Consider the following 13,976-nt stretch of genomic DNA (forward strand, 5'->3'; position numbering starts at 1 on the left):
TCCTCTTACTCGGCTGCGCCCATGAAGTCGATGTCCTGACCAGCTTTCAGGGTCACATAAGCCTTTTTCCAATCGGAACGACGGCCTACGCGTGCACCTGCGCGCTTGGTCTTACCCTTCATGTTCAGGGTACGGACGGTCTCAACTTCGACCTCGAACAGTTTCGCAACTGCAGCTTTGACTTCCGCCTTGGTGGCATCAACAGCAACTTTGAACACGATAGTGTTCTGCTTTTCTGCGACCATGGTGCTCTTTTCAGAGATGTGCGGAGCCTTCAGAACTTTCAGCAGACGCTCTTCACGGATCATGCCAGCATCTCCTCGATTTGCTTAACTGCGTCAGCAGTCATCAGAACCTTGTCGAAAGCGATCAGGCTGACCGGGTCGATACCGGCAACGTCACGCACGTCAACTTTGTACAGGTTACGAGCAGCCAGGAACAGGTTCTCATCGACTTCAGCAGTCACGATCAGAACGTCAGTCAGTTCCATTTCTTTCAGCTTGGCGATCAGTTCTTTGGTCTTCGGCGCTTCGATGCCGAACTTCTCAACAACGATCAGGCGCTCTTGACGTACCAGCTCGGACAGGATGCTACGGATAGCGCCGCGGTACATCTTCTTGTTTACTTTCTGGCTGTGATCTTGCGGCTTAGCAGCAAAGGTCACACCACCGGAACGCCAGATGGGCGAACGGATGGAGCCAGCACGGGCACGACCAGTACCCTTCTGACGCCACGGCTTTTTGCCGCCACCAGACACTTCAGAGCGAGTCAGCTGCGCACGAGTACCCTGACGGGCACCAGCGGCATATGCAACGACAACCTGGTGAACCAGAGCTTCGTTGAATTCGCGCCCGAAGGTAGTCTCGGAAACTTCAAGAGCGCTCTTGGCGTCTTTCATTACCAATTCCATTACTATCTCCTCAGACGTTACGCTTTGACGGCAGGTTTGACGATCACGTTGCCGTTGGTTGCACCCGGTACTGCGCCTTTGATGAGCAGCAGGTTGCGTTCAGCGTCAACACGAACCAGTTCCAGGTTCTGAGTCGTTACACGCTCAGCACCCATGTGACCAGCCATCTTCTTGCCCTTGAATACACGGCCCGGGGTCTGGTTTTGACCGATGGAGCCAGGTACACGGTGGGACAGGGAGTTACCGTGGGTCATATCCTGGGTACGGAAGTTCCAGCGCTTAACAGTACCGGCAAAACCTTTACCCTTGGATGTGCCGGTAACGTCTACCAGCTTAACGTCAGCGAGAAGATCTACTTTCAGCTCGCTACCAACAGTGAAAGTTTCACCGTTGTTCAGGCGGAATTCCCACAGACCGCGACCGGCTTCTACACCAGCTTTGGCGAAGTGGCCAGCTTCCGGCTTGGTTACGCGGCTGGCTTTCTTGGCGCCAGTGGTAACCTGAATAGCGTTGTAGCCGTCGGTTTCTACAGATTTGACCTGAGTTACACGGTTAGCTTCAACTTCGATAACAGTCACCGGGATAGAAACGCCATCTTCAGTGAAGATGCGAGTCATACCCACTTTGCGACCTACAAGACCGATTGTCATTGTTATCAACCTCTTTCCGTAATTAACCCAGGCTGATCTGGACGTCTACACCAGCTGCCAGATCCAGACGCATCAGAGCGTCTACGGTCTTGTCAGTCGGCTCAACGATGTCTACCAGACGCTTGTGAGTGCGGATCTCGTACTGATCACGCGCGTCTTTGTTGACGTGCGGGGAGATCAGAACGGTGAAACGCTCTTTGCGAGTCGGCAGCGGGATAGGACCGCGAACCTGCGCGCCAGTGCGCTTAGCAGTTTCAACGATTTCCGCAGTGGATTGATCGATCAGGCGATGATCAAAAGCCTTCAGGCGGATACGGATTCTTTGGTTCTGCATTGACAGAGCTCCAATAGATAAAAGAACATAAACCAACACCGCCCGACCGGGACTACTCCCGCCAGAGGTGTGATTTTTCACGTTTCCTCCCATATCGGGAGGACTGTATGGCTGGCAACTCGTAAACGGGAAGCTCAGCAAGCAGACATATCGTCTGGCTGCCTCATGGGCAAGCGGAGGGGATTATACGGATTTTTTCCACTCACGCAAGTGAAGGCGGACAGATTGTGCGCAATTTTATGTGACAGATGGATCTCGCCAACGGCTGGGCAAGCCCTTGCCTGGCAGGGGTAACGACAATGTTGCAAACAGGCTGATAGACTGCGCCCTCGCCCCTGTCTGCGGAACCCATCCCATGCTCAAGAATCAGAAGAAAGCCTACCAGTACGGGCTCTGTGCCGTCGCCCTCTGGTCCACGGTGGCCAGCGCCTTCAAGATCTCCCTCGCCTACTTTGAACCGGTACAGCTGCTGCTGGTCGCGGCCTGCACCTCGACCCTGACCCTGGGGTGCATCGTGGCCTGTCAGGGCAAACTGCCACTACTGCTCGACTACATCAAGAGTCGCCCCCTCTACTACCTCGCTCTCGGGGTCCTGAACCCCTTTCTCTATTACCTGCTGCTGTTCAAGGCATATGATCTGCTGCCCGCCCAGCAGGCGCAGACTCTCAACTACACCTGGGCCATCACCCTCAGCCTGCTGGCCGTTCCCTTCCTCGGTCAAAAGCTGCGCCGCCGCGATGGCGTCGCCATCGTGCTCGGCTATTTCGGCGCCCTGGTGATCGCCACCAGGGGGGACGTGTTCGGTCTGCAGTTCGACAGCCCCCTCGGCGTCACGCTGGCGCTGGTGTCGACCCTGATCTGGGCCGGTTACTGGATCCTCAACACCCGCAATCAGGGGGATCCCGTCGTCAGCCTACTGCTCGGCTTCCTCATCAGCCTGCCCTTCATCATCGTGGCGACCTGGTTGCTCTCGGACTTTGCCATGACTGCCTGGCAGGGATGGGCTGGCGCCATCTATGTGGGGCTGTTCGAGATGGGTTTCGGTTTCGTGCTCTGGCTGATGGCCCTGCGCCACGCCACCAACACGGCCCCCATCAGCAACCTTATCTTCATCTCGCCGTTTGCCTCTCTGGTGCTGCTCAACCTGTTGATCGGCGAAACCATTCACCCGGCAACCCCCATCGGGCTGGTTCTCATCGTCGCCGCCCTGCTTATCCAGCAACTCAAATATGGCAAGCGCTACCGCAAGGTGAGCGACCCCCACCCCTGACAGACAAAGGGCGTATCCCTCGATACGCCCTGCTTTCAATCCATCCACTCCAGCGGCTGGTTCTTGGGTAGCCGGATCTCCACCTGCAAGCCCCCCAGTTCGGAGCGCCCCAGCCTGATGGTGCCGTGATGCTGGGAGACTATCTTGGCAACGATGGCCAGCCCCAGCCCACTCCCGCCACCGGTGCGCGCCACATTGCCCTGGGTGAAGGGCTTGAGCACCCGGGAGTAGTCCTCTTCTGCAATCCCCGGGCCATTGTCGGAGAGTCGCAGCCGCACCCAGTGACCATCATCCCTGAGCTCGGCCTGCAACCGAGTCGCACCATAGCGCAGGGAGTTGCCCGACAGATTGTTGAGGATACGGCGAATGCTGATGGGATGGCAGGCCACACGCACCGCCTCCTCCGGCAGGAGCAGCTCCACTTCCAGTCCCTGATCGGTCTGCATCAGCAACGCATCGTGAATGAGCTGGGTCAGGTCGACGGGCCGGGCATCGAGCCCCTCGTTCGGGCGAATGTAATCGATGAACTGATCGATGATACCGTTCGACTCATCGATGTCCGCATTGATGCTCTCCTTGAGGTACTCATCCCCCGAGGACATCATCTCGGTTGCGAGACGAATGCGGGTGAGAGGGGTGCGCAAATCGTGGGATACCCCGGCCATCATCAGGTTGCGCTCCTCGATCAGCCCCTTGATGGAGCTCGACATGTGGTTGAAGGTGCGGGTCAGACGGCGCACCTCCCGCGAGCCCTGCTCCCCCAGGGCATCGGGAAAGTTGCCGCGCGCCACCGCCACGGCTCCCGCTTCCAGATCCTCCAGCGGCCGCACCAGCTGACGGGCAAAACGCCAGGCTGCAAACAGGGTCACCACCAGCAAGACGCTCATATAGAGGATGAGCGGTTCGATGTCGTCATCTTCAATTTCCGTCAGGGGAATGCGCACCCACATCTGGCTGGCCTGGGGAGGCTGGATCCAGATGATGTAGTGATCCTGGATTTCAACCCTGACCCTGGTATCCCCTTTCAATTCGCGGCTGATGCTCTGCTCCAGATAGGGGTAGGGCTTGGAATCATTCAGCCCGTGCTGCTCCGCCTCGCTCTGGGTATAGATGTCGCTGCCAGTGGTCACATAGACCAGCGCCTCGGCATCTTCACTGAGCGCCAGCTGGTTGTTGTCCACCGGGAAGATGAGTTTGACCTGGTTTGCCAGCAGGTGGCTGATCTGCTTGACGGTCGGCGCCAGCAGGTAGTTGTAGAAGGTAACGTAGGAGACGACTTGATAGACCACCAGCACGGCAGCCAGAAACCAGAGCATGCGGGAGAACATGCTGCCCACTTTCTTCATGCGTTCTCACCGTCCGGTACGAACACATACCCCAGACCCCAGACGGTCTGCAGATAGCGGGGCTGGGCCGGGTCCTGTTCCAGCAGGCGGCGCAGGCGGGAGACCTGCACATCGATGCTACGCTCGGTGGCCGTGTACTCGCGACCACGGGCCAGGTTCATCAGCTTGTCACGGGAGAGCGGTTCGCGAGGATGACTCACCAGCACCTTGAGCACGGCGAACTCCCCGCTGGTCAGGGCAACCGGTTCGCCATCACGGCTCAGTTCACGGGTCGCCAGATTGAGCTGGTAGGCCCCGAAACTCACCATCTTCTCCGCCGCGGAAGGGGCGCCGGGCAGCTCCACGGTATGGCGGCGCAGCACGGCGCGGATCCGGGCCAGCAGCTCACGGGGGTTGAACGGCTTGGGCAGATAATCGTCGGCCCCCATCTCCAGACCGACGATGCGATCCACCTCGTCTCCCTTGGCGGTGAGCATCAAGACGGGGATCTGGTTGCCGGCCTCGCGCAGGCGGCGGCAGATGGAGAGGCCATCTTCCCCCGGCAGCATCAGATCAAGCACCATCAGGCTGAAGTTTTCACGCGTCAGCAGGCGATCGGCCTGCTCCCCGTTGGCAACACCCCGCACTACAAACCCCTGCTCGGTGAGGTAGCGCTCCAGCAAGGAACGCAGTTTCAGATCGTCGTCCACCACCAGGACCTTGTATTGCTGACTCATTGCCACCTCTCTTCTCTGTCTCCCCTCATACTAGAGCCGCCCCCTGCAACCACAAAGCATAAATATGTTACCGGTTATTGCCCTCATTCGGCCCCAGAGCCGGGAAGGATGGATGGCCAGCTCTGCTTTTTGCTCGACAGGGCGGCGACAATGACTAAGATCCCGGGCTACCGGATGCAATTGGCGAGGGAGTGATAACCCCATGAAAACCAAACTCATTACCCGTGAAGGCTACACCAGGCTCCGGCAGGAGCACGACATGCTCTGGCGGGAGGAGAGGCCCGATGTCACCAAAAAAGTGGCCTGGGCGGCGAGCCTGGGTGATCGCAGCGAGAATGCCGATTACCAGTACAACAAGAAACGCCTGCGGGAGATCGACCGCCGCGTGCGCTACCTGCGCAAGTGCCTGGAAGAGCTGACCATAGTCGACTACTCCCCCTCCCAGGAGGGCAAGGTCTTCTTCGGTGCCTGGGTCGAGGTGGAAAACGACGAGGGTGAGACCAAGCGCTTTCGCATCGTCGGCTATGACGAGATCTTCGGCCGCAAGGATTACATCTCCATCGACTCCCCCATGGCCCGCGCCCTGCTCAAGAAAGAGGTGGGCGATGAAGCCATGGTGCGAACGCCAGTGGGTGACGCCTGCTGGTACATCAATGAGATCAGCTATCCCAAATAAGCCAGGCCGACCCTCACTGCCAAATCGGCTGACAAGGCCAGGAGAGACCGAGCATGTCCGCCCACTGGGTATGAGAAACGTCATTTCTGCCAGGGTGGCATCCCGCTGCCCGACCCCATATAGTGCTCACACCCGGCGCCTTGCGGCGCCAACCGGCCCGCGCGGCAGTGGCCTGGCAGGTATCTAAAGTATCGCCAGGACAGACCCCCTGTTCGGCGACATAGCCCCACGCTGGCCAGTTAGACAGGACCCGACCAAGAGACCCTCGATGCAAAGCCACGTAATAGAACATCAGATCGCCGGTGAGCTGAATGCCCGCCCGGAACAGGTGCAGGCAGCCGTTCGCCTGCTGGACGAAGGCGCGACCGTTCCCTTCATCGCCCGTTACCGCAAAGAGGTGACCGGCGGTCTGGACGACAGCCAGCTGCGTACCCTGGAGAGCCGCCTCGGCTACCTGCGTGAACTGGCGGATCGCCGCCAGGTGATCCTGCGCTCCATCGAAGAGCAGGGCAAACTGACCCCCGAGCTGGCCCGCGAGCTGAACGAGGCCGACAGCAAGACCCGTCTGGAAGACCTCTACCTCCCCTACAAGCCCAAGCGCCGCACCAAGGGACAGATGGCCATCGAGGCGGGGCTGGAGCCACTGGCGGATTTGCTGCTGGGTGACCCCATGAAGGATCCCGAACAGGAGGCGGTTCGCTTCCTCAATGCCGAGCAGGGGATCACCGACGGCAAGGCCGCCCTCGACGGTGCCCGTTACATCCTGATGGAGCGTTTCGCCGAGCAGGCCGATCTCCTTGAGAAGTTGCGGGACTACCTGTGGCAGAACGCCACCCTGTGTGCCCGCGTGGTGGCCGGCAAGGAGCAGGAAGGGGCCAAGTTCAAGGACTACTTCGAACATAACGAACCCCTGCACAAGGCCCCCTCCCACCGGGTGCTGGCCATGTTGCGCGGCCGCAACGAGGGGATCCTCAACCTGGCGCTGGTCACCGGCGAGGATGAGGGTACCAGCCCTTGCGAGGGGATTATTGCCCATCACCTCAAGCTCAACCTGCAAAATCGCCCGGCCGACAAGTGGCTGCAAGGGGTGGTGAGCTGGACCTGGAAGATCAAGCTCTCCCTGCAGATGGAAACCGAGCTGATCGGCCGCATCCGCGAGTCAGCAGAGGAGGAGGCGATCAAGGTGTTCGCCATGAATCTCAAGGATCTGCTGATGGCGGCACCGGCCGGCATGCGCTGCACCATGGGGCTGGATCCCGGCATCCGCACCGGGGTCAAGGTGGCGGTGGTGGATGCCACCGGCAAGCTGGTCGATCACGCGACCATCTATCCGTTCGAACCCAAGCGCCAGGTTGACCAGAGTCTCAAGACTCTGAGCGAGCTGTGCCAGAAGCACAAGGTCGAGCTCATCAGCATCGGCAACGGCACCGCATCCCGGGAAACCGACCGCCTGGTGAGCGATCTGTTCGAGCGCTACCCGGCCGCCAAGGCGCAGAAAATCGTGGTCAGTGAAGCGGGGGCATCGGTCTACTCCGCCTCCGAGCTCGCCTCCCAGGAATTCCCGGATCTCGACGTCTCCATTCGCGGCGCCGTCTCCATCGCCCGCCGGTTGCAGGATCCCCTGGCCGAGCTGGTCAAGATCGACCCCAAGAGCATAGGTGTGGGCCAGTACCAGCACGACGTCGGCCAGAGCCAGCTGGCCCGCCGCCTCGACGCGGTGGTCGAGGATTGCGTGAACGCGGTGGGGGTGGATGTGAATACCGCCTCGGTCGCCCTGCTCAACCGGGTTTCCGGCCTCTCCCAGACCCTGGCCCAGAACATCGTCGCCTACCGGGATGAGAACGGCGCCTTCCAGCATCGTCAGCAGCTGCTGAAAGTAAGCCGACTCGGGCCCAAGGCATTCGAGCAATGCGCCGGCTTCCTGCGCATTCGGGGCGGCAGCAACCCGCTGGACGGCTCGGCGGTGCACCCGGAATCCTACCCTGTGGTGGAGCGGATCCTCGCCAAGCTGGAGCAGACCGTGGGCAGCCTGCTCGGCAACAGCAGCCTGCTGCGCACCCTCAAGCCCACCGACTACACCGACGAGCAGTTCGGGGTGCCTACCGTCACCGACATCATCGGCGAGCTGGACAAGCCAGGCCGCGACCCTCGTCCCGAGTTCAAGACCGCCGCCTTCAAGGAAGGGGTGGAGAAAATCAGCGATCTGGTGCCCGAGATGGTGCTGGAGGGTGTGGTCACCAACGTCACCAACTTCGGCGCCTTCGTCGACATCGGCGTCCATCAGGACGGGCTGGTGCACATTTCTTCCCTCACCGATCGCTTCGTCAAGGATCCCCGCGAGGTGGTCAAGGCCGGTGACATCGTCCGGGTCAAGGTGCTGGAAGTCGACGTACCGCGCAAACGCATCAGTCTGACCATGCGTCTGGATGAAAAAGCCGGCCAACCTGCACGCAAACCGACCGAGCCGCGTCACACCGGCAACGCCCGACCGAAACAGGCGCCCCGTCAGAGCGCTCCGACCGAGGGAGCCATGGGCAACGCCTTCGCGGCCGCCCTGTCGAAACTGAAGAAATAAGCCACCAGAATGCAAAAAAGCCCCGAAAGGGGCTTTTTCATGCCTGCACGGAGCGGGATCAAACGTCCTGACTCAGGCTATGCGGGGAGGCTGGCCTCACCGCTTGCTGATAGTGCCTGGCAATCACCTGGTTTCGATTGTCCATATAAGCACCGAGCGGGCCTGTGGTTTCCTGCCTGAGAGTCATCAGATCCTTGCGGGCCTGTGCCTCCTTGCCAGAGGCGGCACGGGCCACACTCATGTCTTGTGACGATGGTTCATCGGGCGCGAGTGCAGCGGCACGCACCTGCTGCATCTTGGCGATGGTCGCGGCGGGATCCCCGGGAATGGTCCCCATGTCGATGACCACCTCCCCCCCGGTGGCATAACGCTTGCCATCCGGCCCACGGGAAAACTGGTAGGTAGGGCTCCCCGCATGCTCGCCGCCGGCTGCCTGGTGAGCCTGCTCGTGCTTGCGAACTTCGAGATCCCGTTCGACCAGCGCAGCCACCTGACGCTGCTGCTTTTGCTGCTCCTGCTGTTCACCCTCCTGACGTTGTCGACGCTCCCCCTCCTCCCCCGTTGCCTCGACAAAACGGTGCGCCACCATCACGGGGCCGGTCTGGCCGTTCTCTTTCGTGGACGAGGATGGGGTGGCGGGATTGGCCTGGGCGGCCCGGGATCTCTCTTTCTGGGAACCGACGCCGGACTCGGCGTTGGACGCTTCGCTCTGGCGGCTGGGGGGCACCAGTTCTGCACGGCGGTTGTCAGTCTGTGCCGATTCCGTCTGCGGCTGCAGTTGATTCGGAATGATGGTCGGCAGACTGACGTTGATGTTCATGTCACACCCGGATATCGATCAGGGTGCCCAGCATGTCGCTGGCCGTCTGGATCACCTTGGCGGATGCCCCGGCATGCAGCTCGGCCACCTTGAGATTCACCAGTTCATCCGGCAACTGCACCTGATCACCCGCTGGCGTATTGAGACGGGCGATCTGGCTGGACGCCTGTCCGGCCAACTGCTCGGCCCGTTGGAACCCCTGCACGCCCGCCGTCATGGCTGATTCGATACGCATTGGCACACTCCTCTGTAGGGTTGGCTAATTATCCACCAACCTGACGAGTTATTGAAGCCTGCCGCTCAAATCTCAGTCAATGAACCGCCGCAGGAGGGTGATGAACTGCTCTGGATGGGAGATGAAGGGAGCATGGGATGCCTTCTCCAGCACCAGACTGTGGCTGGCAGGATAACGCGCATCCAGCAAGGGAATGGCGGCCTTCGGCACCAGGGTATCTAGCCTGCCGTAAAGACGCAGCCAGGGCAGATCCAGGCCGATCAGTTCATCCCGCAGATCGACCTCGGCCAGCAGGCCCAGACCCGCCTCCAGGGCCGCAAGCCGGGGAGCGGGTCGCTCCGCCAGCCAGTGACGCAACTGGCGAATGTCGTTTCTGGCGTGCTCGCTGCCCATGGCCTGGATCGCGAGGAAGCGCTCTATGGTCTGCATGAAGTCGCCGGCCAGCATCTGGTTGAACCCCGCCAGCACCTTGGGGGCAATCCCGGGCCACTCGTCGCGGCCCATGAAGCAGGGAGAACTGGCTACGGTAATGAGAGAGTGAAGGCGTTCAGGCATGGTCAGCGCCAACTGACTCGCCACCAGACCACCGAGGGACCAGCCGAGCAGATGGCATTTTTCAGGCAATATGGCCGCCACCTGCTCTGCCAGCCAGGGCAGGGTGTAGTCTGTCCCTGCTTGCAGGGGGCTGTTGCCAAAGCCGGGTAGGTCCACCAGATGCAGCCGATAGTGGGCAGCCAGTTCTTGGGCAATACCGTGCCAGACGGCCCCGTTCATGCCCCAGCCATGCAACAACACCAGGTCCGGGCCCTGGCCAAACCGCTCAACCGATACGCTCATCTAGACTCAAGATCCCTGTTTATCTGCTTGGAGCCTGCATGTTAAAGCGGCTGCTCGCCAAAGCAAGTCCGATCCTTGGCACCCAGTCCGACTGGCTCGGTCTGTGCCTGCTCTGTCGCCAACCCTGTGACGAGACGCCCTTGTTGTGCTCCTGGTGCCGCCACGCCCAGCGCCAGCACGACAGACGATGCCTGATGTGTGCAGCACCGCTGCCGGAGCAACATCGCGAGAGCGAACTGCTGTGCGGACGATGCCAGCGCAGACCCGCCCCCTGGGAGCGTTTGCAGGTGATCGGCGATTATCAGGCTCCTTATGCCCAACTCATCCCCCGGCTGAAGTATTCCGGTCAGATCCTGCTAGCGCCGCTGCTTGCCCGCCTGCTGGCAGACCATCTGGACCTCGCCAACCCACCGCAGGTCATCATCCCGGTTCCCCTGCACTGGTGGCGCCAGTGGTGGCGCGGCTTCAATCAGGCAGAAGAAATCGGCCATGCCCTGAGCGCACTCACCGGCATTCCTTGCGACACCCGCGTACTGCGCCGGACAAGGTCGACCCCGCAACAGACCCGGCTCAGTGCCGGCCAGCGGCGACGCAATCTGCGTGGCGCCTTCGAAATAGAACCTCACCACTACCGGCATGTGGCACTGCTTGATGATGTGGTCACCACGGGCGCCACCGCAGGTCAGCTCACCCGGTTGCTTCATGAGCACGGCGTCACCACGGTAGAGGTGTGGGCCATCTGCCGTACCCTCCGACACCTGAAATAACCGGGCAGGGATCCGGCCCGGGAGTCCGCTGGCGGCATGATTCCGATACGCCCGGGCTCACAGGCTCGCCATCGGCACGCTACCCAAGCCCCGCCAAGCGAGTTATCATGAATACCCTAGTCGTACACTCAGGTTTATGAGGATAGTGATGATCAGCATTTCCGACACCGCCCAGGCCCACTTCCGCAAGTTGCTGGAGAAGCAGCCTGATGGCACCAACATCCGGGTGTTTGTGGTCAATCCGGGAACCCAGAATGCCGAGTGCGGCGTATCCTATTGCCCACCCGACGCGGTCGATCCGGAAGATCAGCACCTGCCGTTCAGCGGCTTCGACTGCCTGGTCGATCCCCTGAGCGCCCCCTTCCTGGTGGATGCCACCATCGATTTCGTCACCGATCAGATGGGCTCCCAGCTCACCCTGAAAGCCCCGAACGCCAAGATGCGCAAAGTGGCCGATGACGCCCCGCTGATCGACCGTATCGAGTACGTGTTGATGTCCGAGGTGAACCCCATGCTGGCCGGTCACGGCGGCAAGGTCACCCTGGTCGAGCTGACCGACGACAAACTGGCCATCCTGCAGTTTGGCGGCGGTTGCAACGGTTGCTCCATGGTCGACTACACCCTGAAAGAGGGGATCGAGAAGCAGTTGCTGGAGAAATTCCCGGGCGAGCTCAACGGCGTCAAGGATGCCACCGAGCACCAGCGCGGCGACCACTCCTACTACTGATTTGCCCCCTTGCGGCAAAGAAAAGGCCCCGCCAGCTGGCGGGGCCTTTTGCATTCTGCGGCTGGCAGATCACTCGTCCTTCTTGTCTCGCGACAGCAGGGCGATGGCCGCCTCTTTCGGATTCTTGCCCTCGTAGAGCACCTTGAAGATCTGTTCGCAGATGGGCATCTCGACGCCACAGCGGGCCGCCAGCAGATGTACTTCCTTGGTGTTGCGATAGCCTTCCACCACCTGGCCTATCTCGGCCATGGCGGTGTCAACCGACTTGCCCGCTCCCAGCGCCAGACCGAAACGGCGGTTGCGCGACTGGTTGTCGGTACAGGTCAACACCAGATCCCCGAGCCCCGCCATCCCCATGAAGGTCTTGGCATCGGCCCCGAGGGCGGCGCCGAGGCGCTGCATCTCCACCAGACCCCGAGTGATGAGCGCGGTTCTGGCGTTGGCGCCAAAGCCGAGTCCGTCAGAGAGACCGGCACCGATGGCGATGACGTTCTTCACCGCCCCGCCCAGCTGCAGACCGATGAAGTCCGGATTGGTATAGACCCGGAACGAGCGGCCGCAGTGCAGCAGGTGGGAGAGATCGTCGGCAAAGTCGTCGTGGGTCGAGGCCACCGAGATGGCGGTCGGCAGACCGGCAGCCAGCTCGCGGGCGAAGGTCGGGCCCGAGATGACCGCCAGTGGAATGGCATCCCCCAGCACCTCCCGCGCCACCTCTTGCAGCAGACGGCCGCTGTCCGGCTCCAGCCCCTTGGTGGCCCAGGCGATCCGGGTATCCGGGCGCAGGAAGGGTTTGACCCGGGCCAGTACCTGGCCGAACACATGGCTCGGCACCACCAGCAGCAGCACGGGAGCGGCTTGCACCGCCGCCTGTAGATCCGACGTCAGTTGCAGATCGGCCGGGAAGGGGACATCCGGCAAGAATGCCTTGTTGCAGCGATCCTGTTCCAGCTCGGCGACATGGGCAGGGTCGTGACCCCACAGCAGGGTCGGATGACCATTGCGCGCCAGAGAAATGGCAAGGGCGGAGCCATAAGACCCCGCCCCCAGGACCGAGATTGTGATCTGGTCGGCCATTATCAGGCTTCCGCAGTCGCCTGCTGGGCCTGTACCTGCGCCATGTGCTGGGCGAACAGGGCGTCGAAGTTGACCGGAGCCAGGTTCAGTTGCGGGAAGGAACCCTTGCTCACCAGGTTGGACACCGCTTCGCGGGCATACGGGAACAGGATGTTCGGGCAGAAGGCCGCCAGGCAGTGGGCCAGTTGCGGCTCCGGCAGGTTGCCGATGGTGAAGATGCCGGCTTGCTGCACTTCGCACAGGAAGGCGGTCTCGGTTTCCAGCTTGCAGGTGACAGTCAGGGTCAGCACCACTTCATAGACGCTGTCGGCCAGGACATTGGTCTTGGTGTCCATGTCCAGCTTGACGTCCGGCTGCCACTCTTTCTGGAAGATGTGCGGGGTATTCGGGGCTTCGAAGGAGACATCCTTGGTGTAGACACGCTGGATGTGGAATTCCGGTTGCACTTCCTGGTTGTTGATTTCGTCAGCCATTTCGTTTGATTCCTTTTTAAGATAATGAGTGGGCGCAGGCCCTTAAATCAGCGTTTTTTGGTCACCGGCAGATTGTCTGCACGCCATTGGGCCATGCCACCGCTGAGCACATACACCTGCTTGAAACCGGCCTTGCTCAGTTGGCGACCCGCGCCACCAGCGGTCATCCCCGACTCGCACACCACTATGATGGGGGCATCCTTGTGCTTTTCAACCGGGCCCAGATTATTCGCCTGGATCTGGGCGAGCGGCAGGTGATGGGCCCCGGCCAGATGACCCTTGGCAAATTCATCCTGACTGCGAATGTCCACGACGGTGGCATTTTCACGGTTGATAAGCAGGGTAGCGGCGTGGTTGTTGACCGCCTTCACCGGAGAAAAACGAGCACGCACAGTGGTGTACACCAGGGTGCCTGCCAGGCCCAACCAGGCTGCGGTCAGCAGCGGATTGCGGGCCGCGAAATCCAAATACTCTTGCATCTTCTACTATCCAGGGACCAAGACAAGGGCCCGAGTATACATGGGGCCCTGCATAAGATCAGCCATCTTGGCGGCAAAGCGAGAGCA

Annotated in this window: 17 protein-coding genes; 5 read left to right on the forward strand and 12 right to left on the reverse strand. The window is 60.9% G+C overall.

Going from position 1 to position 13,976, the window contains the following annotated elements; translation table 11 throughout:
* Positions 1 to 5: 5 nt before the first annotated feature.
* The 4 genes from rplW to rpsJ are packed head-to-tail and all read right to left on the reverse strand — an operon-like array spanning position 6 to position 1,894.
* The gene (gene rplW / locus AB5Y50_RS00595; protein ID WP_342690021.1) at positions 6 to 305 is read right to left on the reverse strand and encodes a 50S ribosomal protein L23; all 300 of its coding nucleotides are present in this window, start codon (positions 303 to 305) and stop codon (positions 6 to 8) included.
* A complete protein-coding gene (gene rplD / locus AB5Y50_RS00600) occupies positions 305 to 910 on the reverse strand; it encodes a 50S ribosomal protein L4 (RefSeq protein WP_005340616.1) in 606 nt (201 codons plus the stop codon). Before rplD ends, rplW begins: the two co-directional genes overlap by 1 nt.
* Positions 911 to 927: 17 nt before the next feature.
* A complete protein-coding gene (gene rplC / locus AB5Y50_RS00605; RefSeq protein ID WP_010672559.1) occupies positions 928 to 1,560 on the reverse strand; it encodes a 50S ribosomal protein L3 in 633 nt (210 codons plus the stop codon).
* 22 nt (positions 1,561 to 1,582) lie between these two features.
* Positions 1,583 to 1,894, reverse strand: a complete 312-nt coding sequence (gene rpsJ, locus AB5Y50_RS00610) for a 30S ribosomal protein S10 (RefSeq protein WP_005307944.1) — start codon at positions 1,892 to 1,894, stop codon at positions 1,583 to 1,585.
* Positions 1,895 to 2,249: 355 nt separating this feature from the next.
* On the opposite strand from rpsJ, the gene AB5Y50_RS00615 reads away from it, so the two are divergent.
* Positions 2,250 to 3,164, forward strand: a complete 915-nt coding sequence (locus AB5Y50_RS00615) for a DMT family transporter (RefSeq protein WP_041214072.1) — start codon at positions 2,250 to 2,252, stop codon at positions 3,162 to 3,164.
* 35 nt (positions 3,165 to 3,199) lie between these two features.
* Here the strand turns inward: AB5Y50_RS00615 and envZ are convergent, their stop codons facing one another.
* A complete protein-coding gene (gene envZ / locus AB5Y50_RS00620; protein ID WP_010672557.1) occupies positions 3,200 to 4,510 on the reverse strand; it encodes a two-component system sensor histidine kinase EnvZ in 1,311 nt (436 codons plus the stop codon).
* Complete coding sequence (gene ompR / locus AB5Y50_RS00625) at positions 4,507 to 5,226, reverse strand: two-component system response regulator OmpR (protein WP_010672556.1); 720 nt, start codon at positions 5,224 to 5,226, stop codon at positions 4,507 to 4,509. The genes envZ and ompR overlap by 4 nt, the downstream gene beginning before the upstream one ends.
* A 202-nt stretch (positions 5,227 to 5,428) precedes the next feature.
* Between ompR and greB the strand changes: the two genes are divergently transcribed.
* A complete protein-coding gene (gene greB / locus AB5Y50_RS00630; RefSeq protein WP_010672555.1) occupies positions 5,429 to 5,902 on the forward strand; it encodes a transcription elongation factor GreB in 474 nt (157 codons plus the stop codon).
* A 268-nt stretch (positions 5,903 to 6,170) separates the two neighbouring features.
* Positions 6,171 to 8,477: a Tex family protein gene (locus tag AB5Y50_RS00635; protein WP_103261585.1), complete on the forward strand. Its 2,307-nt coding sequence runs from the start codon at positions 6,171 to 6,173 to the stop codon at positions 8,475 to 8,477.
* A 58-nt stretch (positions 8,478 to 8,535) separates the two neighbouring features.
* On the opposite strand, the gene AB5Y50_RS00640 is transcribed toward AB5Y50_RS00635, so the two are convergent.
* The 3 genes from AB5Y50_RS00640 to bioH form a co-directional block, all read right to left on the reverse strand.
* Entirely contained in the window at positions 8,536 to 9,297 is a 762-nt protein-coding gene (locus AB5Y50_RS00640) for a putative metalloprotease CJM1_0395 family protein (protein ID WP_042015263.1), read from the reverse strand.
* A gap of 1 nt (position 9,298) precedes the next feature.
* Positions 9,299 to 9,532: a hypothetical protein gene (locus tag AB5Y50_RS00645; protein WP_010672552.1), complete on the reverse strand. Its 234-nt coding sequence runs from the start codon at positions 9,530 to 9,532 to the stop codon at positions 9,299 to 9,301.
* Positions 9,533 to 9,604: 72 nt separating this feature from the next.
* Positions 9,605 to 10,369 (reverse strand): pimeloyl-ACP methyl ester esterase BioH, encoded by a 765-nt coding sequence (gene bioH / locus AB5Y50_RS00650; RefSeq protein WP_069784165.1) that lies wholly within the window; start codon positions 10,367 to 10,369, stop codon positions 9,605 to 9,607.
* 38 nt (positions 10,370 to 10,407) lie between these two features.
* On the opposite strand from bioH, the gene AB5Y50_RS00655 reads away from it, so the two are divergent.
* Positions 10,408 to 11,136 (forward strand): ComF family protein, encoded by a 729-nt coding sequence (locus AB5Y50_RS00655; protein WP_029313494.1) that lies wholly within the window; start codon positions 10,408 to 10,410, stop codon positions 11,134 to 11,136.
* A 148-nt stretch (positions 11,137 to 11,284) separates the two neighbouring features.
* Positions 11,285 to 11,863: a Fe-S biogenesis protein NfuA gene (gene nfuA, locus AB5Y50_RS00660; protein WP_010672549.1), complete on the forward strand. Its 579-nt coding sequence runs from the start codon at positions 11,285 to 11,287 to the stop codon at positions 11,861 to 11,863.
* 69 nt (positions 11,864 to 11,932) lie between these two features.
* On the opposite strand, the gene gpsA is transcribed toward nfuA, so the two are convergent.
* From gpsA to AB5Y50_RS00675, 3 genes are read right to left on the reverse strand one after another with little or no spacing between them, the layout of a single operon-like run.
* Positions 11,933 to 12,937 carry an NAD(P)H-dependent glycerol-3-phosphate dehydrogenase gene (gpsA, locus tag AB5Y50_RS00665; RefSeq protein WP_069784166.1) on the reverse strand — a complete coding sequence of 335 codons (1,005 nt, stop codon included), beginning with the start codon at positions 12,935 to 12,937 and terminating at the stop codon, positions 11,933 to 11,935.
* 2 nt (positions 12,938 to 12,939) lie between these two features.
* The gene (gene secB / locus AB5Y50_RS00670) at positions 12,940 to 13,410 is read right to left on the reverse strand and encodes a protein-export chaperone SecB (RefSeq protein WP_010672547.1); all 471 of its coding nucleotides are present in this window, start codon (positions 13,408 to 13,410) and stop codon (positions 12,940 to 12,942) included.
* A 47-nt stretch (positions 13,411 to 13,457) separates the two neighbouring features.
* Positions 13,458 to 13,889 (reverse strand): rhodanese-like domain-containing protein, encoded by a 432-nt coding sequence (locus AB5Y50_RS00675; RefSeq protein WP_010672546.1) that lies wholly within the window; start codon positions 13,887 to 13,889, stop codon positions 13,458 to 13,460.
* Positions 13,890 to 13,976: the final 87 nt, after the last annotated feature.

The organism is Aeromonas sp. s6, from assembly GCF_040907815.1.
GTDB lineage: Bacteria > Pseudomonadota > Gammaproteobacteria > Enterobacterales > Aeromonadaceae > Aeromonas > Aeromonas caviae.